General features: G+C 64.3%; 23 protein-coding genes and 1 tRNA gene. 16 read left to right on the top strand and 8 right to left on the bottom strand.

From position 1 onward, the window contains the following. Window positions 1–2: 2 nt before the first annotated feature. The gene (locus ACTEK7_RS17345; protein WP_036021010.1) at window positions 3–953 is read left to right on the top strand and encodes an AraC family transcriptional regulator; all 951 of its coding nucleotides are present in this window, start codon (window positions 3–5) and stop codon (window positions 951–953) included. A gap of 35 nt (window positions 954–988) precedes the next feature. Here the strand turns inward: ACTEK7_RS17345 and ACTEK7_RS17340 are convergent, their stop codons facing one another. The 3 genes from ACTEK7_RS17340 to ACTEK7_RS17330 form a co-directional block, all read right to left on the bottom strand. Further along, window positions 989–2,602: an acyl-CoA synthetase gene (locus tag ACTEK7_RS17340; RefSeq protein ID WP_225146272.1), complete on the bottom strand. Its 1,614-nt coding sequence runs from the start codon at window positions 2,600–2,602 to the stop codon at window positions 989–991. Between the two features lie 579 nt (window positions 2,603–3,181). Then, window positions 3,182–4,408: an ABC transporter substrate-binding protein gene (locus tag ACTEK7_RS17335; protein ID WP_225111535.1), complete on the bottom strand. Its 1,227-nt coding sequence runs from the start codon at window positions 4,406–4,408 to the stop codon at window positions 3,182–3,184. A 54-nt stretch (window positions 4,409–4,462) separates the two neighbouring features. Then, entirely contained in the window at window positions 4,463–5,167 is a 705-nt protein-coding gene (locus ACTEK7_RS17330) for a DJ-1/PfpI family protein (RefSeq protein WP_225146271.1), read from the bottom strand. 107 nt (window positions 5,168–5,274) lie between these two features. On the opposite strand from ACTEK7_RS17330, the gene ACTEK7_RS17325 reads away from it, so the two are divergent. Further along, complete coding sequence (locus ACTEK7_RS17325) at window positions 5,275–6,252, top strand: GlxA family transcriptional regulator (protein ID WP_225126619.1); 978 nt, start codon at window positions 5,275–5,277, stop codon at window positions 6,250–6,252. A 66-nt stretch (window positions 6,253–6,318) separates the two neighbouring features. Here the strand turns inward: ACTEK7_RS17325 and ACTEK7_RS17320 are convergent, their stop codons facing one another. Together ACTEK7_RS17320 and ACTEK7_RS17315 are read right to left on the bottom strand one after the other, a co-directional pair. After that, the gene (locus ACTEK7_RS17320; protein WP_225146270.1) at window positions 6,319–7,095 is read right to left on the bottom strand and encodes a cyclase family protein; all 777 of its coding nucleotides are present in this window, start codon (window positions 7,093–7,095) and stop codon (window positions 6,319–6,321) included. Between the two features lie 72 nt (window positions 7,096–7,167). Further along, window positions 7,168–8,157 (bottom strand): fumarylacetoacetate hydrolase family protein, encoded by a 990-nt coding sequence (locus tag ACTEK7_RS17315; RefSeq protein WP_225146269.1) that lies wholly within the window; start codon window positions 8,155–8,157, stop codon window positions 7,168–7,170. A 109-nt stretch (window positions 8,158–8,266) separates the two neighbouring features. Between ACTEK7_RS17315 and ACTEK7_RS17310 the strand changes: the two genes are divergently transcribed. Genes ACTEK7_RS17310 through ACTEK7_RS17290 form a run of 5 tightly spaced genes read left to right on the top strand, consistent with a single transcriptional unit; the run spans window position 8,267 to window position 12,232 of the window. Continuing rightward, window positions 8,267–9,187, top strand: coding sequence for an ABC transporter substrate-binding protein (locus ACTEK7_RS17310; protein WP_225146268.1), 921 nt, complete (start codon window positions 8,267–8,269; stop codon window positions 9,185–9,187). Window positions 9,188–9,199: 12 nt separating this feature from the next. Next, window positions 9,200–9,904, top strand: a complete 705-nt coding sequence (locus ACTEK7_RS17305) for a GntR family transcriptional regulator (RefSeq protein ID WP_225146267.1) — start codon at window positions 9,200–9,202, stop codon at window positions 9,902–9,904. After that, a complete protein-coding gene (locus ACTEK7_RS17300; protein WP_225146266.1) occupies window positions 9,901–10,707 on the top strand; it encodes an ABC transporter ATP-binding protein in 807 nt (268 codons plus the stop codon). The genes ACTEK7_RS17305 and ACTEK7_RS17300 overlap by 4 nt, the downstream gene beginning before the upstream one ends. Continuing rightward, window positions 10,704–11,468, top strand: coding sequence for an ABC transporter permease (locus tag ACTEK7_RS17295; RefSeq protein ID WP_109142297.1), 765 nt, complete (start codon window positions 10,704–10,706; stop codon window positions 11,466–11,468). Before ACTEK7_RS17300 ends, ACTEK7_RS17295 begins: the two co-directional genes overlap by 4 nt. Then, the gene (locus tag ACTEK7_RS17290) at window positions 11,465–12,232 is read left to right on the top strand and encodes an ABC transporter permease (RefSeq protein WP_225146265.1); all 768 of its coding nucleotides are present in this window, start codon (window positions 11,465–11,467) and stop codon (window positions 12,230–12,232) included. The genes ACTEK7_RS17295 and ACTEK7_RS17290 overlap by 4 nt, the downstream gene beginning before the upstream one ends. A gap of 78 nt (window positions 12,233–12,310) precedes the next feature. Here the strand turns inward: ACTEK7_RS17290 and ACTEK7_RS17285 are convergent. After that, window positions 12,311–12,387: transfer RNA gene (locus ACTEK7_RS17285), tRNA-Met, on the bottom strand. Between the two features lie 388 nt (window positions 12,388–12,775). Between ACTEK7_RS17285 and ACTEK7_RS17280 the strand changes: the two genes are divergently transcribed. Then, entirely contained in the window at window positions 12,776–14,368 is a 1,593-nt protein-coding gene (locus ACTEK7_RS17280; protein WP_225146264.1) for a GMC family oxidoreductase, read from the top strand. A gap of 205 nt (window positions 14,369–14,573) precedes the next feature. On the opposite strand, the gene ACTEK7_RS17275 is transcribed toward ACTEK7_RS17280, so the two are convergent. Continuing rightward, complete coding sequence (locus ACTEK7_RS17275; protein ID WP_225146263.1) at window positions 14,574–15,335, bottom strand: SDR family oxidoreductase; 762 nt, start codon at window positions 15,333–15,335, stop codon at window positions 14,574–14,576. A 121-nt stretch (window positions 15,336–15,456) separates the two neighbouring features. Here ACTEK7_RS17275 and ACTEK7_RS17270 point away from each other — a divergent pair, with 121 nt between their 5' ends. Both ACTEK7_RS17270 and ACTEK7_RS17265 read left to right on the top strand, forming a co-directional pair. Further along, a complete protein-coding gene (locus ACTEK7_RS17270; RefSeq protein ID WP_036021099.1) occupies window positions 15,457–15,969 on the top strand; it encodes a CvpA family protein in 513 nt (170 codons plus the stop codon). A 130-nt stretch (window positions 15,970–16,099) separates the two neighbouring features. Next, window positions 16,100–16,882, top strand: a complete 783-nt coding sequence (locus ACTEK7_RS17265) for an SDR family oxidoreductase (protein WP_035997153.1) — start codon at window positions 16,100–16,102, stop codon at window positions 16,880–16,882. A 159-nt stretch (window positions 16,883–17,041) separates the two neighbouring features. Here ACTEK7_RS17265 and ACTEK7_RS17260 read toward each other — a convergent pair whose 3' ends face one another. Continuing rightward, window positions 17,042–17,518, bottom strand: a complete 477-nt coding sequence (locus ACTEK7_RS17260; RefSeq protein WP_035997316.1) for a DUF3775 domain-containing protein — start codon at window positions 17,516–17,518, stop codon at window positions 17,042–17,044. 119 nt (window positions 17,519–17,637) lie between these two features. On the opposite strand from ACTEK7_RS17260, the gene ACTEK7_RS17255 reads away from it, so the two are divergent. From ACTEK7_RS17255 to ACTEK7_RS17230, 6 genes are all read left to right on the top strand, one after another. After that, the gene (locus ACTEK7_RS17255; protein ID WP_225146262.1) at window positions 17,638–18,486 is read left to right on the top strand and encodes an MBL fold metallo-hydrolase; all 849 of its coding nucleotides are present in this window, start codon (window positions 17,638–17,640) and stop codon (window positions 18,484–18,486) included. Window positions 18,487–18,570: 84 nt separating this feature from the next. Continuing rightward, entirely contained in the window at window positions 18,571–19,413 is an 843-nt protein-coding gene (locus ACTEK7_RS17250) for a fumarylacetoacetate hydrolase family protein (protein ID WP_225146261.1), read from the top strand. A 133-nt stretch (window positions 19,414–19,546) separates the two neighbouring features. Continuing rightward, on the top strand, window positions 19,547–20,158 hold the full coding sequence (locus ACTEK7_RS17245; protein ID WP_109142291.1) for a glutathione S-transferase family protein: 612 nt from the start codon (window positions 19,547–19,549) through the stop codon (window positions 20,156–20,158). A gap of 100 nt (window positions 20,159–20,258) precedes the next feature. Further along, window positions 20,259–21,128 carry an MBL fold metallo-hydrolase gene (locus ACTEK7_RS17240; protein ID WP_109142290.1) on the top strand — a complete coding sequence of 290 codons (870 nt, stop codon included), beginning with the start codon at window positions 20,259–20,261 and terminating at the stop codon, window positions 21,126–21,128. Window positions 21,129–21,302: 174 nt separating this feature from the next. Next, window positions 21,303–22,451, top strand: a complete 1,149-nt coding sequence (locus tag ACTEK7_RS17235; RefSeq protein ID WP_109145606.1) for an alpha/beta hydrolase — start codon at window positions 21,303–21,305, stop codon at window positions 22,449–22,451. Window positions 22,452–22,544: 93 nt separating this feature from the next. After that, the gene (locus tag ACTEK7_RS17230) at window positions 22,545–24,017 is read left to right on the top strand and encodes an amidase (protein WP_225146260.1); all 1,473 of its coding nucleotides are present in this window, start codon (window positions 22,545–22,547) and stop codon (window positions 24,015–24,017) included. Window positions 24,018–24,152 lie beyond the last annotated feature (135 nt).

The following is a 24,152-nucleotide window of genomic DNA, read 5'->3' as shown; positions in this document are numbered from 1 at the left end:
CGATGACCCAGCCGCAGCTCTCATTCGATGGCGACCCGAACGGTGCGGCCTATGAGCAATGGCGCGAGCAGTTTTGCCGTCAGGTAGCGAACGTCGATTTCGTGCCGGTTGGTGAAGGGCGCGTTCACCGAACCATTGCGCCTGCCATTCTTCCCCGCCTCAGACTCTCGGCCTCGTTCGGCACGCCGATGTCCTTCGTGTCATTGGGAACGAACGACGAGTTGGTGATCACGACGTCGCCCAATTCGGCATTGCGTGGGGCCATGGGGAAACGGCCACTGGAGGTCGCCGCCGGCGACATCACGATCGGCGATCCCTCGATCAAGGGGGCCCAAATCACGCAACTGGCGTATGGTAATTTCCAGACCGCGCTGCTGCCGCGAAAGGCCCTGCTGCGCGCCTGCCCGAATGCCGAGGACCTGATCGCGGGGTCGATCTCCGGCGCCAACCCGATCACATCGATGTTCCTGCGATATTACGATCTCGCGCATGCGCACGCGGACAAGCTCGCGCCGGCGGAGCTCGATGCGGTCTCGCAGCACCTGTTCGACCTCGCCGTCCTGATGCTCGGCGCACGCGGCGATGCCGCCGAAGAGGCTCAATTGCGCGGCCTTGCGGCGGCGCGCTTCGAAGCGCTCAAGTCCGACATCCTGGCGCAGCTGGACAGCCCCGCATTGTCGCTGTCCGACCTTGCAGCCACGCACCGCATCAGCGCGCGCACGATCCAGTTACTGTTCGAGAAGGCCGGCATCACCTATAGCGGCTTCGTGCTGGAGCAACGATTGCTGCGCGCCGAACGACTGCTGCGAAATCCTGCGATGCGCAGCCGCAAGATCATCGAGATCGCGCACCTTGCCGGATTTCACGACGTCTCTTACTTCCATCGCGCGTTTCGCCGCCGTTTCGGAGCGACGCCCGACGATGTCAGGAAGCTGGCTGGCGAGGCCGAATAGGCGAGTTCGCCGCGACGGTGCCGGAACGGCGCCTGCTACGTCCCAAAGCTCTTCTGCACCGCCTTGTCGAGCGTTTCGCCGCCGACGAAGCGCTGGCGCAGCTCGCGCTTGAGCAGCTTGCCGCTCGGATTCTTCGGCAGGGCGTCCACGAAGATCACGCGCTTGGGCACCTTGAAGTGGGCCATATGGCCGGCGCAATGTCTGATGACGGTTTCTTCGTCGAGCTTTGCCCCGGTCTTGACCACGACGATGGCGGTCACCGCCTCGATCCAGCGCGGATCGGGCAGGCCGACGACCGCGACTTCGGAGACCTCCGGGATGCGATAGACCATCTCCTCGACCTCGCGGCTCGCGACGTTCTCGCCGCCGGTCTTGATCATATCCTTGACGCGGTCGACCACGGTGATGTGGCCTTCCTCGTCGACCGTGGCGAGATCGCCGGAATGAAACCAGCCGCCGGTGAATGCCGCTGCGGTCTTGACCGGATCGTTGTAATAGCCGGAGAGCAGATGCGGCGAGCGATGCACGATCTCGCCGACTTCGCCGACCTTGACGTCCTCCATCGCTGTGTTGACGACGCGCGTCTCGACGTTGAGCACGGGCTTGCCGGCGGAGCCGGCCTTGCGGAGCTGATCCTCCGGCCGCAGCACGGTCGCGAGCGGCGCGATCTCGGTCTGGCCGTAGAAATTCCAGAACTTTACGGCCGGCAGCCGGCGCTGCAATTCGAGCAGCACCTCCACCGGCATGATCGAGGCGCCGTAATACCCCTTCTGCAACGTCGACAGATCAGTCTTGTCGAAGTTCGGCGAGCGCAGCATCGCGATCCAGATCGTCGGCGGCGCGAAGAACGAGGTGATCCTGTGCGCCTGGATCAGCGCCAGGATGTTGTCGGCGGTCGGCTTGCCCGTGATCACGCCGGAGGCGCCGAGATAGACCTGCGGACCCAGGAACACATCCAGCTGCGCACAATGATAGAGCGGCAGAGCGTGCAGGAACTTGTCGTCCACGCTCATGCCGCCATCGATGATGCAGCTGACATACTGCCACATCACGGCTTCATGGGTCAGCATCGCGCCCTTGGGCAGCGATTCCGTGCCCGAGGTGTAGACGATCTGCGCGAGATCGCGGCTGTCGACCGAGGCGTCCAGGAACGAGCCGTCGGGATGCAGGAGATCGTCGAAGGTGGTGAGGTCTGCAGGCGGCGCGGCCGGATCCTCGCCCGGCAGCCAGATCATCTTCTCGACCGCGCAATCCTTCGCGCTCGCCGCGCGTGCCGGCCCGACGAAATCGGGTCCGGTCGCGAGGAGCCTTGCGCCGGAGCTCTTCAGGATGAAATTGATCTCGTCCGGATTGAGCATGAAGTTGATCGGCACCAGCACCGCGCCGATCCGCGCCGCCGCGAAGCGTAGCGCAGCAAAGGCGTGCGAGTTGCGCGAGAGCACGGCGAGGCGGTCGCCCTTGCCAACGCCGAGGCCGAGCAGGCCGCGGCCGAGCCGGTTGCAGATCGCATCCATCTCGGCAAAGCTCCAGCTGACATCGCCGCAGCTCACCGCGAGCTTGTTCGGCTCACGGCCTGCGGAGCGGCGCAGAAGATCGCCGATGGAATGCTCGCGCGCTTTCGAGATGGTGGCTGCAATGTCGCCGGTCATTTCTTCCCCGTGGAATTTCGCTCAGCACAGGCTGCGAGCTTTCGTGTTTCGCGGAACGGTAATCGGCGCTGTCAGCGCCGTCAAATTGCAGGGAGCAGATCAAAACTCGCGAAAACAACCCCATGCACAGTAGACGGTGGTTGCAAAATCAATGGGTTAGGTGGGGAGCGGGATTGGGTGCGGGTCGAGCAGGATTTCAGGAGCGAAAAAGCCGAGGGATCGTGGTTTGACTCGCCCGTCCGGCTCGCCCAAGCGAGCCGAGGCGAATTGGCCGCGATCGTTGCCGCCCATTCCGAATGGGGTCTCTCGCGATTTGCTTCGTCGGGCAAAACAGGAGCATAGTGGCATCATCGCAGGAGGTCGGGCGGGCCGGGATGTGGCGGCGCCTTTCGGCGAGCGAGTTGCGCGGTTGAGGCTCGTCAGGCCTTTTTGTTTTCTCCAACGTTGGCCGATGCACAGTCGGAGTTGGCGCGGTCCAGCACTGTCACCGTGGCGCGGTCCAGCACCGTCACCGTAATGCGCGCCGACCAAGCTCACGATCACGATTATCCATCAGGTCGCGGGATTGGCACTCCAACCTCAATTGCCCCGCTTGACCAGTGGGCATTCACTGTCAGCCAGCGAAGCGTAGACTTCGCCGCTTGGAATTTTCTCGAGCACGTTATAGTACTCCCAGGGTGCCTTGACCTCGGACGGATCCTTCACCTGCACAAGATAGAAGTCGTGCACGAGCTTGCCGTCGTCGCGCAACCTCGCGCCGCGTGCGTAGAAATCGTCGACGGGCGTCGAGCGCATCTTCTCCAGCACTGGATCCGTCGCATCGGTGCCTGCGGCAGCGACTGCTTTCAGATAGTGGCTGACGCCGGAATAGACCGCGGCTTGCGGTGCCGTGGGCATGGCGCTGCGAAGCTTGAAGAAGCGCTGGCCGAACGCCCTGCTCTCGTCATCCAACGCCCAGTACCATGCCGTCAGCGTGGTCAGGCCCTTGGCGGTTTTCGGGCCCATCGCATGAACATCAGTGTCGAACATCAGTTCGGCCACCGGCTTCTGGCTTCCCGTGTTCATGCCGAACTCGTTCCATTGCTTCATCAGGTTGACGAGCTGGTCGCCGGCATTGGCGAAGGCGATCGCCTTGGCGCCGGACGCCTTCGCCTGCAGGATGAAAGAGCTGTAGTCCGCGTTGCCAATCGGGTGATACACCGCGCCGAGCGACTTGCCGCCCGCCGCCGCCAGCACGCGCTGCGATTCCGACACCATGTTCTTGCCGAACGCGTAATCGGCCGCGATGAAGAACCAGGTGTCGTAGCCCTGGCTGACCAGGGTGCGGATCGGTCCCGACACCAGATTGTAGGAATCGTGCAGCCACGCCAGGCCGTTTCGCGAACATTGTTTGCCCGTCAGTTCGGTGGTCGCCACCGCCGAGTAGACCGCAATCTTGTTCTTGTCACGCGCCAGCGACTGGATCGCCAGCCCCACGGCCGAATTGGAGACGTCGGCGACCATGTCGACGCCGTCGACGTCGAACCATTTGCGGACAATGCCGACGCCGATATCGGGCTTGTTCTGGTGATCGGCGGCCAAAATCTCGACATTGATCGACGGCACCAGTTTCTGAAAGTCTTCCGCCGCCATCCTGGCTGCCGCCACGGAGCCCGATCCCGACAGGTCGGACAATGGCCCGGTCTGGTCATTGATGATGCCGATCCGGACCACGCGACCGGAGAGTTCGGCGGCGTGGGTGGGCAGAAAAGATGCGATGAAAGTCCCAACGACGAGAAGCGTAGCGATGCGGCCGTGCCAGTTCATGCGAACACCTTTCCAATAAGGGCGCTTGTGCCTTTCCTCCCTGTCTCGAACAGCTTAAGCCGCCGTTGCTCTCGCCTTGAGTTTAGAAACCGCCTTCTGCACCGCGGCTGCGCGCTTTTGCAGCCAAGGTTCGGCCTCGCGGCGCATGCGGGAAATCAGCTCACGCGGCGCATTCTGCACGGTGATGTCGAACGGCGGCTGCGGCTGATATTCCAGCATCAGCTGGAGGTTTTTTGCAACGTCTTGGCCGCAGAGTTCGGCGGCAACCTGAAAACCGAAATCGATACCGGCGGTGACCCCACCGCCGGAAATGCGGTTGCGGTCGACCACGACGCGTTCGTCGACGGCGATGGCGCCAAACGCAGCAAGCTGGTCGCTCATCAGCCAATGGCAGGCTGACCTGTATCCATCGATGAGGCCCGCGGCGCCGAGGATCAGACAGCCGGCGCAAACTGAGGTGATGTAGCGCGCCGATCCACCCTTGTCGCGAACGAAGGCAATCACCTCGTCATCGTCCATGGTGGCGACTTGTCCCGGACCGCCGCCGATGCAGAACACGTCCAGATCCGGGCATTCGGCAAAGGTCGTGGTTGGCAGCAGCGGCAGACCGACGTCGCTGACGACGGGCTCGATGCGCTTCCACAGCAGGTGCATGCGGACGTTCGGCAGACGGGCAAAAACTTCGAATGGTCCGGTGACGTCCAGTTGCGTCATCCCAGGATAGTACAGAATTCCGATTTCGATCCGCTTGCCGGACATGGAGCCCTCCTAACGTTGGATAACTCATGTTGACAGCGGAGGGCCTCTGCCGAAATGTCATAACACACGCAATTCCTGCCAAGCCTTCCCTGCTCAAGGCGCTGCCAATGGCCCGTTCCGCCCCCCGCCGCGTGGTCTTCGTCCTTTTCGACGACTGTCTGCTGCTCGACTTTGCCGGACCGCTACAGGCCTTCGAACTGGCCTGCGAAACGTCGAAAGCGGGGCGCGCGCCCTATGTCTGGCAGATCTGCTCGTTGAAAGGCGGGTCGGTCAAAACCTCGTCCGGTCTGGAGGTGATGACGACCGCCCTCGCTGACTGCGACCACAAGAACATCGACACCCTCATGGTGGGTGGCGGTCCCGGCGTCCATCGCGCCGCTGCAGAAGCCGCGCTGGTCGATTGGTTTCGCCTGGCAGCGCCGAAGGCAAGGCGCGTCTGCTCGGTCTGCACGGGCACATTCATCCTCGCCGCAGCCGGGCTGCTGCGCGGGCGGCGCGCGGTCACCCATTGGGGTTCCTGTGACCTGCTGCGCGCAAAACATCCCGACGTTTCGGTTCAGGTCGACCCGGTCTTCGTGCATGACGGCGGCATCTGGACATCGGCAGGCGTGACGGCCGGCATCGATCTGGCGCTCACGCTGCTGGAAGATGATCTCGGCCATCGCGAGGCCATGCGCATCGCGCGGCGCCTCGTCGTTTTCCTCAAGCGGCCCGGCGGGCAGGCGCAATTCAGCGTGCCGCTGTCAATGCAGGCCTCGGAAGATCGGGCTCTCGAAAAAATTTCGAGCTGGATGCAAGAAAATCTCGGCCGCGATTTGCGTGTCGAAAGTCTCGCCGAACGAGCGGGCATGAGCCCGCGCACCTTCGCGCGCGTGTTTCGCCAGAAGACCGGCCGCACGCCCGCCAAGGCGGTCGAAGAGCTTCGCGTCGAGGCTGCCCGGCGCGCGCTGGAAGAGTCCGCCTCCCCTATCAAGGAAATCGCCGCGCGCGCAGGCTTTCAGAGCGAGGAGCATCTACGCCGCGCGTTCCGCCGCCGCCTGAACGTGCTGCCGCATGACTACCGGGTTCGATTCCATCAAGGGTAGAGACAACAAGCGACGGGCGGGGTGGCTCGACCTTTTGACGCCATGGGCGCCCAACGGGACAATAAGCTACCCCTCCAAAATCGCGACCGCTCGCGTCCATCCGGCCGAGGCTCGCTCGATCTTGACGGGGAAGCATGACACCTTGAAGCCGGTTGGCGGCAGCAGTTCGAGATTGTGCAGCTTCTCGAGATGACAATAGCCGATATGGCGTCCGGCCTTGTGGCCTTCCCAGATCAGGCTGGCGTCTTTCGTCTCGGCATATTTCTTCGCGGTGTGAACGAACGGCGCGTCCCAGCTCCAGCCATCGGTGCCGGTCAGGCGCACACCGCGCTCGAGCAGGTACATGGTTGCCTCATAGCCCATGCCGCAGCCCGAGGTAACGTAGTCCTGCCGGCCATATTTGGCTCCGGCGCTGGTGTTGACCACGACGATCTCGAGCGGCCTCAGCTCGTGGCCGATGCGCTTGAGCTCGGCCTCGATGTCCTTGGCCGTCGCGACATAGCCGTCCGGCAAGTGCCGGAAGTCGAGCTTCACGCCGGGCTGGAAGCACCATTCCAACGGCACCTCGTCGATGGTCCAGGACCGCTCGCCGCGATTCATGGTCGGGTGAAAATGCCAGGGCGCATCGAGATGCGTGCCGTTGTGGGTGGAGAGGCTGACCTGCTCCACCGCCCAGCCCTGGCCATCAGGCAGATCCTCGGCCTTCAGTCCATCGAAGAACTGCAGCATGCGCGGCAGGCCCTGCTGATGATTGATGTACTGGATCGTCGGATGATTGCCAGGCGGGTCGGCCGGCACGTCGTTCTGGAGGGGGACGGAGATGTCGATCAGCTTGCTCGTCATGGCGCTTCCTCGTTGATTGTTCTCGTTGGCGGCAGTCAGGCGTCGCTTCAAGCGCGCCTTCAGACGCCCCCTTCAGGTTTCTTGCCGCTCGACGCGATTCTTCAAAATGCCGATCTTCTCGACCTCGAGCTCGATCGTATCGCCATGCTCGAGAAACCAGCCGAGCTCGAGGCCGCAGCCATTGCCGACCGTGCCGGAGCCGATGAATTCACCGGGCATCAGCGTCTCGTCCTGGGAGACGTGCGCGATGATCTCCTCGAACGAAAACAGCATGCCCTCGGAGATGCCCTTGGAGCGGGTCTCGCCGTTGACGCGCGCTTCCATCTTCAGCTTGTAGGGATCACCGATCTCGTCCGGCGTCACGATCCAGGGCCCCATCACATTGCCGCCGTCAAAACTCTTGCCCTTGGCAGGGCCGAGCCGCCCCTCCATCTCGATGCGCTGGGCGTCGCGCGCGGAGAAATCGTTGAAGATGGTGTAGCCGAAGATGTGATCCCCAGCCCTCGCAGGCGTGATGTTCGCGCCCTTGTTCTTGGTGATGATGCCGAATTCGAGCTCGTAGTCCATCACCTTGCTGTAGCGCGGCCATTTCACCGTGGTGTTGGTGCCGCGGACGCTGAAGCGGTTGGTGATGTAGTAGATCGGCTGCTTGCGATAGACCTCGGGCAATTCGCCGAGCGGCTCGGCGTCGATGCGCGCCAATTCCGCCATGTCGCCCTTGGCACGCGCGGCGAGCTTTTGCTGCCCGCGCGGCGCCTGCAGGATGTGCAGGGGGAACGACATGCCGTCGCGCATTTGCCTCGGCTCCGGCACCGGCGCGAGGATGTCGACGGTGGTGACCGCCGCCGACAGCGTCGCGTCCTTTCCGTGCTTGTCGAGCAGCGCCCGGGCCCGATCGAGCGCGCGGGGCCCGGCGTCGATCAGCGCCAGCATCGAGCCGAAGGCCGGATCGGCTCCGCCGTCCCGTGCGGCCGCGGCGGCGAGGTCAAGCACCTGGCTGTCATTGCTATGGACGGCTCCGATCTTCTCCTGACCGGCCGTTTTGAATGTTGCGAGCTTCACCTTGGGCACCCCTTGTCATCGTTTCAAATATATGATCAGATAAAATATCGATAAACAAGACTGAAAAATACAAAACGGGGAGAGCGCAGTGAGGCGAACGAGCAGAACGATGTTGGCGGGCCTCGTGCTCGGGATGTCTGCTGGCCTGACGGCACCCGCGCTGGCGCAAGCCAAGATCCAAATCGGCTGCACCGCGACCTCCGACTGCGCCTCGGCCATGGTCGCGGTCGACGAAGGCATTTTCAAAAAGCATGGGCTGGACGTCGAGATGACGCCGATCGCGATCAATTCCAACATCCCGGCGGCGATCCTGTCGAACTCGATTCAGGTCGGCGGCCCCACCTCCACCGTCTTCCTCCAGGCCGTCGACGGGGGCCTCGACCTGGTCGCGATCGCCGGCGCCTCGGTCATGAATCCGACCTCGAACACCGCGATCGCCGCCTTCGTCCGCAACGGCATCACCATCAAGGATCCCAAGGATTTCATCGGCAAGAAGGTCGGCGCGCCCGGCCTGAACGCCTTTCTCCATGTGCTGTTCGTGAAATGGCTGGTCGAAAAAGGCGTCGATCCCAAAAGCGTCAATTTCGTCGAAGTCACCTTCCCGACCATGGCCGACATCATCAAGTCGGGCGGCGTTGATGCCGTGCTCACGGCCGAGCCGTTCGTCACGCGCATGAGCAATGCGGGGCTCGGCTCGGTCGGCGCGCGCTACGGTGCCGAGCTCGGCCGCACCGATCCGATCATCTTCTATGCCGCCTCGCGCGACTGGGCGGAGAAGAATGTGGCCACCGTGAAGAAATTCCGCGAAGCCGTCGCGGAGGCGGCCGCGATCGTCAACGGCGACCGCGAGAAGGCCTCGGCCTCGATTGCCAAGTTCACCAAGCAGCCGCTCGAGCTGGTCAAGGCAACGCCGCCGAACCAGTCCGAGCCGAACCTCAAGCCGCAAAACCTCAGCTGGTGGATCGAGGTGATGTCGTCGCAGAAGATGCTGCAATCGAAGCTCGACACCGCGAAACTGGTGCTGAACTAAGGGATATCGACGATGCCAGCTCCCGAGCGCACTCTCGAACGCCTGCCGACGGAAGCCGGCACCTTGAGCGAGCGTGCCGCAAACCTCATCGAGCAGGACATCCTGGCGGGAGATCTCGCACCGGGATCGCGGCTGGGCATCCTCGACCTCGTGCAACGTTACGATATCGGCGCCACGCCCCTGCGCGAAGGCCTTTCGCGGTTGATGTCGCGCGGCCTCATCGTCGGCATCGGCCAGCGCGGCTTCCGCGTCGCCGAGGTCAGCCGCGAGGATCTCGCCGACATCACCTGCATGCGGACGGCGGTCGAGATCGAGGCGGTCAAGCTCGCCATCCTCCACGGCGATGCTGCCTGGGAGGCCGGCATCATCAGCGCGCTGCATCAGATGCGCCGACACATCGAGCGCACCGGCGACGAATTCCGCGAGGGCGCGGCGGAGTTCGACCGGCTGCACAAGGGCTTCCACACCGCGCTGCTCGCCGCCTGCGGCTCGCGGCGCATGCTGGCCGCCCACTCCGACCTCTACGACCAGGCCTACCGCTATCGCCGCGTGATGATGGGCGCCATCGACAGCAGCGAGAGATTCATCCGCAGTCACCAGATGCTCGCCGACCACGTGCTCGCCCGCGACGTGGCCGCCGCGCAAAAAATGCTGGCGGCGCATCTGCACTCGACCATCGATTTCGTCTATCCGCAGGTGGGCGGGGAACAATCATGAGCGTCGTTGCAAGGCTCATTGAGGCGCGCGCCGCGCGGCGGCAGAAACCGCTGATCGCGTTCAACGCCGCGACGCTGCGGCTCGGCGGCAAGATCATCATCGAGAACCTCGATCTCCAGGTGCGGCCGGGCGAATTCCTCTGCATCGTCGGCGCCTCCGGCTGCGGCAAGACCACGGCGCTGCGGCTCGCCGCAGGCCTCTATCGCCCCACGAGCGGCGCGGTGACGTTTGACGGCGAAGAGATCACCGAGCCGCGGCGTGAGGTCGCGATCGTGTTCCAGGATTACGGCAAGGCGCTGTTGCCGTGGCGGACCGCGGCCGGAAACATCTCGCTGGCGCTGGAAGCCTCGCGTGTGCCGGCGCGCGAACGCGGCGCGCGCATCGAGGCGCTGCTGCGCAAGGTCGGACTGCCCGGCCATGCCGACAAATATCCGGCCGAAATGTCCGGGGGCATGCAGCAGCGCCTGCAGATCGCGCGCTGCCTTGCGCAGGAGCCGACCACGCTCTTGATGGACGAGCCGTTCGGTGCGCTGGATGCAATGACGCGGCAGGGCTTGCAGGACGAGGTCCTGTCGCTGACGCAGGCGAGCGAGACCACCGTGATCTTCGTGACCCACGATCTCGACGAGGCGATCTATCTCGGCGACCGCGTCATCGGCCTCTTGCCGCATCCGGGCCGGATCGGGATCGAACTCGACGTCGACCTGCCGCGTCCGCGCGACCAGCTTGCCACCCGCGAGCATCCGGAATTCCTGCGGCTGCGCCGGCAATTGTTCGACTTCATCAAGGCGACCGAGCATTGAGCCTCGATCGCACCAAGCCCTTGCTGCTGCCGCTGGCGCTGGTGCTGGCGTTTGAGCTCTGGGCGCGCCTCACCCATCTGCAAAGCGACAGCCTGGCGCCGCCGAGCGCAATCCTCGCGGCGCTGGCCACGGCGCTCGCCGATCTCTCGATCCCGATCGCGACCCGCGACACGCTGTTCGCTGCCTTCGCGGGTCTTTCCATCGGCAGCGCCATCGGGCTTGCGCTCGGCATCGCCTTCGGCATTTCGCGTCCGCTTGACCGGCTGATGGAGGTGACGGTCGAGGCGATTCGCCCGATTCCCTCGATCGCGCTGCTGCCGATTGCGTTGATCGCGCTCGGCTTTGGCTATCGCATGGAGATCGTGATCGTGGCGTTCGCCTGCGTCTGGCCGATGCTGATCATGACCCGCAGCGCGGTGCGCAGCATCGAGCCGCGATTGATGGAAGTGTCGCGGGCCTTGCGGCTGAGCGCGCCGCAACGGATCGCGAAGATCGTGATCCCGGCCGCACTGCCGCGGATCTTTGTCGCCTTCCGCCTGTCGGCCGGGATCGCCCTGATCGTCGCGGTCACCGTCGAGATCGCCATCAACCCGATCGGCTTGGGTGCCGGCATCATGCTGGCACAGCAGGCCCTGCGCGCCGACCTGATGCTCGCCTATCTCGTCTGGATCGGCGCGATCGGCTACGCGCTGAACATGCTGTTGATCGCCGCCCAGCGCCGTCTGTTCGGCCGCGCCGCGCTCGCCGGAGACAATCCATGAAGCGCACCGCGATCCTCTGGCGTGTCGCAAGCGCCCTCGTCGCAGCCGGCTTCATCGCGGCGTGGCAACTCGTCGCCAATCTGAAGCTAGTGTCGCCGGTGTTCCTGCCCGGTCCGGACCGCGCCTGGGCCGCTTTGGTGCGCGGCTTTTCCAGCGGCGATCTCGCGGGCAAGCTCATCGGCACGCTGGAGCACATGGCCTATGGCTGGTTCGCCGCCTCGATCGCCGGCATTGCGCTTGGCGCGCTGATCGGTTCGTCCCGGATGATGCGCGCCTATGTCGCGCCGTCGCTGGAATTCTTAAGGCCCCTGCCGGTCTCGGCGATCATCCCGGTCGCAATCGCGATGCTCGGGCTGACGCAAGGCATGGCGCTGTTCGTGATCGCCTTCGGCGCGATCTGGCCGATCATGCTCGCAACCGTTCACGGCTTTGCCGCAGTCGAGCCGCGGCTCTATGAGGTCGCCCGCTCGCTGCAGATGTCGCGCACCGCAATCATCGCCAAGATCGCCCTGCCCTCGGCATTGCCGGATATCCTCGCGGGCATGCGGCTCAGCCTGACCGTCGCGCTGATCCTCTCGGTGGTCTGCGAGATCCTGGCCGGCCTCGACGGCCTTGGTCACTGGGTGCTGCTCTCGGCACGCGCGTTCCGGTCCGCCGACCTCTTCGCCGGCGTCATCCTGCTCGGCGCGACCGGATATTTGACGTCGATTGCGATGTCACTGGTCGAGCAGCGGCTACTCGCCTGGCAGACCGCGGCGAGGTAGCGCGGCGATCCCATCGCCAAACAAAAACGGCCCGCATCAAGCGGGCCGTTGTCGTCTCGGATCCGGTCAATCCGAATTTGGTTGCGGGGATAGGATTTGAACCTATGACCTTCAGGTTATGAGCCTGACGAGCTACCGGGCTGCTCCACCCCGCGTTAAACCTTTGCGTGCCTTCGGTTAAATCCTGGGGACGGTCGGTTGAGGCCGGCGCTGGTCGCGCTGGCTTTCCACTTCCGTCCCAAAGGCTTCCTTGGAAGGCGACCCGAGGGGCAATGCCCGTCGGGTGCGGGGGGTATGTATCAAGGCGGGCTGCCTTTGGAAAGGGCTGCGGGAACGTTTTTTTCGACTTTGTGACAGGGGAATCGACGAGTTTCCGCGCCGTTCCGCGCGCTCTTGCCAGAAGTTCCACAAACGGCCAGCCTGCGGCAACAAGATTAAGGCCGAAAACGCCGGGGTGCCGTTCCGGGAGGCGAAGCGAACCTCGAGATTCCGGGTTCGCGCTTCGCGCGCCCCAGAATGACGGTAAACGGGGGGGAAACAACATTGACCGACACATTCGATTTCGTCGTCGTGGGCGCGGGCTCGGGCGGCTGCACAATTGCGGGGCGACTGTCGGAGGATGCGGGCACATCCGTCGCGCTGCTTGATGCAGGGGGACGCAACGACACCTGGCGGATCACGACGCCATTCGGGCTCGCGTTGCCCTATGCCGCGGCCAACTGGGCCTTCGATACCGTGCCGCAGAAGGGATTGAACGGCCGCATCGGCTATCAGCCGCGCGGCAAGGGCCTCGGCGGGTCCTCGGCGATCAACGCCATGGTCTATATCCGCGGCCACAAACGGGATTACGACCATTGGGCCGCGCTCGGCAATTCCGGCTGGTCGTATGCGGACGTGCTGCCCTACTTCAAGCGCTCGGAAGACAACGCCGATTTCGACGGCGAATATCACGGCAAGGGCGGCCCGCTGCATGTCAACAAGCTGCGCTCGGACAATCCGATCCACGACGTCTTCCATCAGGCCGCACGCGAGGCGCAGTTCCGCATCCGCGAGGACTTCAATGAAGAGGACCACGAAGGGCTCGGCAGCTACCAGGTGACCCAGCGGGGCGGCGAGCGCTGGAGCGCGGCGCGGGCTTATGTGGCTCCTCATCTCGGCAAGCGGCCGAATCTGCGGGTCGAGACGGGAGCGCAGGCAACGAAGATCCTGTTCGAAGCTGGGCGCGCGGTCGGCATCGAATATGTGCAGGGCGGGCAGACAAGGCAGCTGCGCGCCCGCCGCGAGGTGATCCTCGCCGCCGGCGCCTTCCAGTCGCCGCAGCTGTTGATGCTGTCGGGACTAGGCGATGGCGACGCGCTCGCCGCCCACGGCATCGACGTCGTGCGTCACCTGCCCGGCGTCGGGCGCAATCTGCAGGACCATCCGGACTTCGTGTTCGTCTACGCCTCCGACTATCCGCACTTCGTTCACGCCTCGATCAGTCGGTTGCCATCCCTGCTGCGCGGTATCCAGCGATATCGCCGCGAGCGGCGCGGCGTGATGACCACCAATTTCGCCGAGTGCGGCGGCTTCCTGAAAACCCGGCCTGATCTCGACGTACCTGATATCCAGCTCCACTTCGTCATCGCGATGCTCGACGACCACGGCCGCAAGAAGCACAAAGAGGCGGGCTTCTCATGCCATTTCTGTCTGCTCAGGCCGAAGAGCCGCGGCAGCATTTGGCTGAAAAGCGCCGATCCGCTCGCAACGCCGATGATCGACCCGAACTTTCTGGGCGAGGCGGAGGATCTCGAGGCGATGGTCGCCGGCTTCAAGACGACGCGGCGACTGATGGAGACGCCTGCGATGCGGGCGCTGCAGAAGAAGGACATGTTCACATCCGACGTGAAGACGGACGAGGACATCCGCGCCATTCTGCGCGCGCGTGTCGACACCGTCTATCACCCCGTCGGCACCTGTAAGATGGGCACCGACGCGATGGCCGTGGTCGATCCGGCATTGAAGGTGCATGGCATCGGAGGATTGCGCGTCGTCGACGCCTCGATCATGCCGACGCTGATCGGCGGCAACACCAATGCGCCGACCATCATGATCGGGGAGAAGGCGGCGGATATGATCCGTGGAGAGATGCGCTAAGTCGTTTTCCGTCATTGCGAGCGCAGCGAAGCAATCCAGAGTCTTTCCGCGGTGGGATTCTGGATTGCTTCGCTACGCTCGCAATGACGACGCGGATAGAGCGACGCGTGTACTCGCCGTCTCGAATCGCGGAGGCTCGCCCTCACCCGGAATTTGCTTTCGCAAATTCCGGCCTCTCCGCACGCGGGAAGAGGCGAAGACACGTTCAACTCAGCAAGAACCCGCCGTCCACGGTCACCACGCTGCCCGTCATGTAGCGCGACGCATTCGACGCCAGCAGCAGGATCGCGCCGTCGAGATCGGACTCGGCGCCGACGCGGCGTTGCGGGATGCGCTTGGCGAGGCGCTCGCCTGCCGGCGTCGACCAGAAGGCGTGGTTCATCTCGGTATCGATATAGCCGGGCGCCAGCGCGTTGATGCGGATGTTCTGGCCCGCGAGCTCGAGCGCCATCGCTCTCGTCGCCTGGATGATGCCGGCCTTGGAGATCGCGTAAGGCGAGAGCGCCTTCAAGACGCCGGTGCCGAGCACGGAGGCGATGTTGACGATGTTGCCCGGCTGCTTGCGCGCGATCATGCGCCGCGCCACTTCGGTTGCGAGGAAATAGGCGCCTTTGAGATTGGCACCGATCACGGCGTCCCAATCCGCCTCGGTCTGCTCGGTCGCGAGCTTCTCGATGGCGATGCCGGCATTGTTGATCAGCACGGTGACGGGGCCGAGCGCGGCCTCGGCGGCATCGACCGCCCTGGCGATCGAGGCGGTGTCGGTGACGTCGAGCGCGACCGCAGCGGCGCGACCACCCTTGCCGCGGATCTCCTCTTCCAGGCCCTTCAATTTGTCGGTCTGCCGCGCAGCGAGCGCCACGGCCGCACCATGCGCCGCCAGCACCCGGGCAAATTGCCGGCCGAGCCCCTGGCTCGCACCCGTGACGAGGATGGTTTCTTTACTGACGTCGAATAGGTCTGACATGACGCGTTCCTTGGACGGTTCCTTTAAGCTTTGGAGCCACCAATACAGACGATTTTAGCGATCTGAAACCGGAATGATCGGCTCGGCGTTCATTCGTTCCGTCGAGGCAGGGCTTTCGCGCATGAACAGTTTCGATCTCGCCGTCTATGCCGCGCTGGCTGTCGCGGTCGGCTTGGGGTTCAGGACCGGGCTGCTACGCAGCGCCATGACCATCCTCGCTTATCTGCTCGCCGCCCCGATCGCGGTGGCGCTGATGCCGCTGATCGCACCGCAGATCGCCGGCAATCCGAACTCGCCGCTGCTGCAGAACTGGATCTGGTTCTTCGCCATCTTCGTGGTCGTCGGCATGCTGTTCGGCCACATCGGCCGCATCGCGCTGAACGACACGATCGGCGAGGCCGGCCTCGGCGACCGGCTCGGCGGCGCGGCGCTCGGCGCCGTCAGGGTCGGCCTCGTCGCCACCACCTTGGTGCTGGTGTTCGATCAGATCGTGCCGACGAACCGCCAGCCGCCCTTCCTCGCGGGCTCGCATCTGCGGCCGCTGTTCTCGACCGCGGGCCAGATGGGCTTCAAGTCCCTGCCGCCGGAGGCTGCCGCCGCGATCGACCGCCTCAAGCAGGAGCGGCGGATCTGATCTGGCGCATTTGCATCGCTAGCCGCGAGGCGCATGCATTTTGGTGCGGGCCGATCCCTTATCAGCGGCATCACAGTTGGCTAATGTAGCCGCCGTCCAAAACCTGCCTGACATTTACGGGAGTGAAACAGTGGATCTTGGGATCAAAGGTCGCCGCGCCATCGTCTGTGCATCCAGCAAGGGCCTCGGGCGCGCCTGCGCCTTCTCACTGGCGGAGGCCGGCGTTGACGTCACGCTGACCGCGCGCGGCGCTGATGCGCTGAAGAAGACCGCCGACGAGATCCGCAAGGCCTATCCCGACGTGACGGTCACCGAGATCGTCGGCGACATCACGACGCCGGCGGGCCGCGAGGCGGTGCTGAAGGCCTGCCCCGAGCCCGACATCCTGATCAACAATGCCGGCGGCCCGCCGCCCGGCGATTTCCGCAACTGGACCCGCGACGACTGGATCAAGGCGATCGACGCCAACATGCTGACCCCGATCGAGCTGATCAAGGCGACCGTGGACGGCATGATGGCACGCAAGTTCGGCCGCATCGTCAACATCACCTCGGCCGCGGTGAAGGCGCCGATCGATATTCTCGGCCTCTCCAACGGCGCCCGCGCCGGCCTCACCGGCTTCATCGCCGGCCTGTCGCGCAAGACCGTCATCAACAACGTCACCATCAACGGCCTTCTGCCGGGCCCGTTCGAGACCGATCGCCTGACCAGCACCGCGAAGGGCGAAGCCGACAAGCGCGGTGTCACACCGCAGCAGATCCTGGCCGAGCGCGCCAAGCTCAACCCCGCGGGGCGCTTCGGTCAGCCCGACGAATTCGGCTATGCCTGCGCCTTCCTGTGCGGCGCCAAGGCCGGCTTCATCACCGGACAGAACATTCTGCTGGATGGTGGCGCGTTCCCGGGGACGCTGTAGTCGCGTTTGCAGATGTACTCCCTCGCCCCGTTCTTACGGGGAGAGGGTTGGGGTGAGGGGCTCTCTCCGCAAGCACGGTGACAGTCGGACTCGCGGAGACTCCCCCTCACCCGGCGCTTCGCGCCGACCTCTCCCCGCAAGCGGGGCGAGGTAAAATCATCACCGCTGCTTGGTCGGCTCGTCCTCATCCTGCTGGCTCGGAGCGGAGGAATCGGCGGTGGTGCGCTCATCGGTCCAGTCGATGCCGAATTCGTCGAGCCCGTTCGCGAGCAGATCGCCCAGCATGGGCTCGCCGAGCAGATAGTGCACCGTTTCGCGGCGTGGGCTGCCATATTCACGGCGCGCCTCCGACGCGCGGGCGCGCAGATCGTCCCAGTCATCGATCGTCCCGTCGCCGCGGCCGAGCCAGGTCAGCGCGACGAGGTCGAGCTGCTCGTCCTCGTTCAGGGCGATCATGAAGCTTCCGAGCTCCTGGACGACAGGATCGGAGCCATCGTCGTCGAGGACGTCCATCATATCGTCGTCGGCCGCGTTCGAGCCGGAGTCCGGATCAGAAGCTCCCTCCTTGACGTCGAATTCGCGCGCCTTCTCGATGATAAAGGCGACCTTTTCCGCGGAAATCGCAAGCTCTGGCATGGCGTCCTCTTCGGCTAGGTTCCCCGCGATAACGCCACATCACCTCAGATGATCCATTGCGCCCGATGGCAGAAAACGTGCATGTTCCAGCGCAAGAGCAAGAAAATGGGAGGCGGCGGATGCAGTGGAAGGTCGGCAAGGTCAGGATCACGAAATTCGTCGAAATGGAGACGGTCGGCTCGACCCGCTTCATCCTGCCGGCAGCCACCCATGACGAGATCCGGAAGCTGCCCTGGCTGATCCCGCATTTCGCCACCGACGAAGGCCGGCTGAAAATGTCGATCCACTCGCTGGTGGTGGAGACGCCGACGCGCCGGATCGTGGTGGACACCGGCCTCGGCAACGACAAGCAAGGCCGCGGCGTCCCCACCTGGAACAACCGCAGCACGCCGTTCTTGGAGACCATGACCGCGGCGGGGTTTCCGCCTGACAGCATCGACACCGTGCTGTGCACGCATCTTCACGTCGACCATGTCGGCTGGAATACGCGGCTGGTTGACGGCCGATGGGTGCCGACGTTCCCGAAGGCGCGCTACGTTTTCGGCAGGACCGAATATGAGCACTGGCGTGATTACACGGCCGAGCCGGACAAGGTCGCGGTGTTCAACGACTCCGTGAAGCCAGTGGTCAATGCCGGCCAGGCCGATCTGGTCCCGAGTGACCATCGGCTTTGCGAGGAGATCGAAATGATCCCGACCCCCGGTCACAGCCCGGGGCACATGAGCGTCCTGATCGAGTCCGATGGCGAGCAGGCGCTTCTGACCGGCGACGTTGCCCATCATCCCTGCCAGATGGCCCATCTCGACTGGTGCTCGACCGTGGATACCGATCCCGCGCGTTCGGCGGCAAGCCGGCACGCGGTGTTCTCGCGCTTTGCCGACACACCCACACTGGTGATCGGCGGTCATTATTCCGCCGGACATATCAAGCGAGACGGCGACGCATTCAGGTTCGTGGCGCTGGGGTGATGCCCGTTTTGGGCGGTTGAATTTCCCGCCGCCCTGTTCCATGAAGCAGTTAACCGATCGGTCCATTCCCAGGGAGAAACGAGAATGAAGCTTGTTCGTTATGGCGAGAAGGGTGCGGAAAAGCCCGGCCTGATCGACAGATCCGGCCAGTTGCGCGACCTGTCGGCGCATCTGAAGGACCTCACCGGCGAGGCCTATTCGCCTGAATCCCTGAAGAAGCTGGCCGCGCTCGATCCCGGCTCGCTGCCCGCCGTCTCCGGCAAGCCCCGGTTCGGCGCCCCCGTCACCGGTATCTCGAAATTCGTCGCGATCGGCCTCAACTATTCCGACCATGCCAAGGAGACCGGCGCCGAGATCCCGAGCGAGCCGATCATCTTCATGAAGGCCAATACCTCGCTGTCGGGCCCGAATGATCCCGTCGAGAAGCCGCGCGGCTCGACCAAGCTCGACTGGGAGGTCGAGATCGCCGCCATCATCGGCACCCGCGCCAAATACGTCTCGGAAGCCGACGCGCTGAACCACGTCGCCGGCTATTGCGTCTGCAACGACGTCTCCGAGCGCGCTTTCCAGATCGAGCGCCTGGGCCAGTGGACCAAGGGCAAGTCGCACGACACGTTCGGCCCGCTCGGGCCGTGGCTCGCCACCAAGGACGAGATCAAGGACGTGCAGGAACTGTCGATGTGGCTCGACGTCAACGGCCAGCGCCGCCAGACCGGCTCGACCAAGACCATGATCTTCTCGATGGCCAAGTGCATCTCCTATGTCTCGCAGTTCATGACGCTCCTGCCCGGCGACGTCATCACCACGGGCACCCCGCCCGGCGTCGGCCTCGGCATGAAGCCGCCGACCTTCCTCAATGTCGGCGACGTCGTCACGCTCGGCATCGAGGGCCTCGGCGAGCAGCGCCAGGAGATCGTGGCGGCGTAAGCCTCCGCCCTCTCGCCGTCATTGCGAGCGAAGCGAAGCAATCCAGAATCCCTCCGCGGCAACACTCTGGATTGCTTCGTCGCTTCGCTCCTCGCAATGACGAAACAAAACGTTCATTTGTGGGATACTCTCCATGAAGCTCACCTTCTCCCCTGCCTCGCCCTTTGCCCGCAAGGTGCGCATCGCTGCGATCGAGCTCGGGCTGATCGACAAGATCGAGCTCGTGCCCGCGAGCGTCACGCCGGGCACCGCCAACGAGGATTATTCGAAGATCACGCCGCTGAAGAAGCTGCCGGTGCTGATCACCAATGACGGCGACGTGATCCTGGATTCCTATGTCATCGTCGAATATCTCAACGAGATCGCCGGCGGCAGCCTGATCCCGGATTACGGCCCGCGGCGCTGGAAAGCCAAGACCAATCACTCGCTGATCAACGGCATGCTCGATTCCATGCTGCTGTGCCGCTACGAGAAGATGGTGCGGCCGCAGGGCCTGCAATGGCAGGCCTGGTCGGACGACCACTGGAACAGGGCCTGGACCGGCATGGCGCGCTTCGAGAACATGCCTGACGTGCTGAACGGCCCGTTCGACATCTCGCAGATCGGCCTCGTTTGCGTGCTCGGCTATGCCGACTTCCGCTTCGCCGATTGCGGCTGGCGTAAGGCCTTTCCGAAGCTCGACGCATTCCACCAGAAGATGCTGGAGCGGCCCTCCGTCAAGATCTCGGTGCCGCCGGCCAGCTAAAGCGCGACCATCGTCGCGCTTTAGCTTGTTGTTTGAGCATGATCTTGTCGGAAAACCGCTGCACACTTTTCCGGATCATGCTGGTATCTCGGGAGTTCTCATGAGCCTCAAGTTCTCGGTCGGCGATCTCACCATCCATCGCATCATCGAGCAGGAGACCTCGTTCGTCCCGGCGCTGGAGATGCTGCCGGGACTGACGCCGGACGTGCTGGCCGAGAACCGGACCTGGATGCGCGAGTCGAAGGCGCTGGACGAAGAGGACGTGCTGCTGCTGTGCTTCCAATCCTACGTGGTGAAGACGCCGCATCACACCATTTTGGTCGATAGCTGCGTCGGTAACGACAAGCCGCGGCCCAATCGTCCGAAATGGAACATGAAGACGGACGATACCTACCTGCGGGGACTCGATGCCGCGGGGTTCTCGGTCGACGACATCGACTTCGTGATGTGCACGCATCTGCATGTCGATCATGTCGGCTGGAATACGCGTCTGGAGAACGGCCGCTGGGTGCCGACCTTCCCCAAGGCGCGCTATCTGTTCGCCAAGCAGGAGTTCGATCACTGGTCCGCGCAGAACGCGAAGACGGAGATTCCGCCCTTCGTCGACAGCGTGTTGCCGGTCGTCGAGGCCAACAGGCACGAGCTCGTCGGCAATGACCACGAAATCGGCGACCACGTCCGCATCCTGCCGACGCCGGGTCACACGCCCGGCCATATCGCCATCACGATGGGCCGCGGCAAGGACGATGCGGTGTTCTCCGGCGATCTCATGCACTCGCCGCTGCAGACGCTCTATCCGGAGCTGTCGATCAAGTTCGACGTCGATCCGGCCGCAGCCGCGAAGACGCGCCGCAGCTTCCTGGAACGCTATTGCGACACCGACACGCTGTGCTGCACCGCGCATTTCCCCTCGCCGTCGGTCGGGAAGATCAGGAGCAAGGGCAACGCGTTCGAATGTGTGGCGGTTTAGTCTGGCTGTCGTAGGGTGGGTTAGCTCTGCGGCTGCGCGAAGCGCAGACGCCGAGCGTAACCCACCACTTCTGCCTCCGCGGAGAATAAAGAGGTGGGTTACGCCGCGCGGCTTGCGCTTCGCGCAATCCCCGGGGCTAACCCACCCTACGATACTGCCCGTGTGGAGAATACCATGACCGCGCTCCCCGACATCCCCCTGCCCGCCGGCATCCGCTCGCGTCACGTCGAGGGCATCAACGGCTTGCGGATGCATGTGCTGGAGGCCGGATTCGAGACCAAAGGACGGCGCTGTATCCTCTTGCTGCACGGCTTTCCCGAGCTCGCCTTCTCCTGGCGCAAGGTGATGCCGGCGCTCAGCGCGGCCGGCTACCACGTGATCGCACCGGACCAGCGCGGCTACGGACGCACCACGGGATGGAGCGCGGAGTACGACGGCCCTCTCGCGCCGTTCTCGCTTCTCAATCTCGTGCGCGATGCGCTCGGCCTGGTGTCGGCGTTCGGCTACAGGCAGGTCGATGTGGTCGGACATGATTTTGGCAGCCCGGTCGCAGCCTGGTGCGCCTTGATCCGGCCCGACGTGTTTCGTTCGGTGACGATGATGAGCGCGCCGTTCGGCGGTCCGCCGCCGCTGCCGTTCGGCACGGTCGACAATCCGGCAAAGCCCGCGGTGGAAGACCCGGTGCATCGTGAGCTCGCCTCGCTGCCGCGGCCACGCAAGCACTATCAATGGTATTATTCGACACGGGAAGCCAATGCCGATATGCAGCAGGCACCGCAGGGCGTGCATGATTTCCTGCGCGCCTACTATCATCACAAGAGCGCGGACTGGACCGACAACAAGCCCTATCCGCTGCAAGCATGGTCGGCGCAGGAGCTGGCGAAGCTGCCGACCTATTACGTGATGGACTTGCACGAGACCATGGCCGAGACGGTCGCGAAGGAGATGCCCTCGCCGGCCGCGATCGCCGCGAACCAATGGCTGCGGGACAGCGACCTTGCCTATTACAGCGCCGAGTACAGCCGCACCGGATTTCAGGGCGGGCTGCAATGGTACCGCTACGGCACATCGGGCATGCTCAATGACGAGATGCAATTGCTTGCCGGCCGCAGCATCGATGTGCCCTCCTGCTTCATCTCGGGCAAGCAGGATTGGGGCACCTATCAACGGGCCGGCGCTTTCGAGACAATGCAGCGCAGCGCGTGCACGAAGATGCTCGGCTGCCATCTCGTCGACGGCGCCGGCCATTGGGTCCAGCAGGAGCAGCCGGCCGCGGTCAGCCGGTTGCTGCTCGACTTCCTCGCCAGGGCCGGCATGGCCTGATTTGACCGGGAACCACAATCTTCATCAAACAGCCGTTGCGAGATTCGGCCAGACTGCGCATCATCTTCGAGCAACCAGAGCGGGAGAAGCGCCGTGGCCGGATCGGAATGGAGTTTCAAGAGTGCGGGCGAATTGTCGGCCGCGTTGCGTGCGAAGAAGGTCTCGGTGGTCGAGCTCACGCAGGATTCGATTGCGCGTATCGAACGGCACGACGGCAGGATCAACGCGGTGTGCGTGCGCGATTTCGATCGCGCGCTCGTTGCGGCGCGCGAGGCGGATGCGGCGCTGGCGCGCGGCGAGCACAAGCCGCTGCTCGGCCTGCCCACGACGATCAAGGAATCCTTCAACATCGCAGGCCTGCCGACGACCTGGGGATTCGTGCCGCAGAAGGGCTTCAAGCCCGTGGAAGACGCGCTGGCGGTGACCCGCATCAAGCAGGCCGGCGGCGTGATCCTCGGCAAGACCAACGTGCCGGTCGGCCTCGGCGACTGGCAGAGCTACAACGACATCTACGGCACCACCAACAACCCCTACGATCTCGGCCGCACGCCGGGCGGTTCGTCCGGGGGATCGGCGGCAGCCCTCGCCGCAGGCTATTGCGCGCTCGCCACCGGCTCGGACATCGGCGGCTCCCTGCGTGTGCCGGCATTTCATTGCGGCGTGTTCGCGCACAAGCCGACCCTTAATCTCTGCGCGGCGCGCGGCGAGACCCCGCCGCCGTTTCCAGCCATTCCGCGCGAGGGCGACCTCGCCGTCATCGGGCCGATGGCGCGCACGGCGGCGGATCTGTCCTTGCTGCTCGACGTCATGGCGGGACCCGATCCTCTCGACATCGGTATCGCCTACAAGCTCGATTTGCCGGCTGCGCGGCATCAGTCGCTGCGGGATTTTCGTATCCTGGTGATCGACAGCCATCCTCTGCTGCCGAGCGACCGGGATGTCCGCAGCGCAATCGACAAGCTCGCAATCGATCTTGCGAAGGCCGGCGTCACCGTCGCACGCGAGAGCGCGCTGCTCCCGGACTTCGCGGAGACGTCCCGGCTTTACATGCGCATGCTGCTGGGTTTCCTCGGCGCGTTCCTACCTCCCGACGAGTTGGCGGATGCGCAGGCGCGGGCGAGCCAGCTCTCGCCGGAAGATCGCAGCCTCGGCGCGGAGCGACTGCGCGGCATCACCGCGAGCCACCGCGCCTGGGTCCTCGACGCAGGGACCCGCGCCGTGCTCCGCGCGCAATGGCGGGCGTTGTTCAAGAGCTTCGACGCGGTGATCTGCCCGATCATGCCGACGCCGGCCTTTCCGCACGATCATTCGCCGGAACAACGCCTGCGAACGATCAGCATCGACGGCAAGGATTACCCCTATTCCGACCAGCTCGCCTGGCCGGGCATCGCAACGCTTCCGGGCCTGCCGGCAACGGCCGTTCCGCTCGGCCTGTCGAAACACGGTCTGCCTGTCGGTGTGCAGATCGTCGGTCCCTTCCTCGAGGACAGGACGCCGCTCAAGCTCGCCGAGCTGATCGAGCGCGAGTTCGGCGGCTTCGTGCCGCCGAAGATGTTCGATGATTGATGCTTCGAAGTCCTGTAGCCCGGATGGAGCGAAGCGAAATCCGGGACAGCCGATCCGCGACAAAGATCCCGGATTGCGCTTCGCTCCATCCGGGCTACGAACTGTCATGCCCGGCTTGACCGGGCGATGACACCG

This window comes from Bradyrhizobium sp. JHI2711, assembly GCF_056156565.1.
The sequence above is the reverse complement of the archived record's forward strand: the minus strand, read 5'-3'. Positions and strand labels throughout refer to the sequence as shown.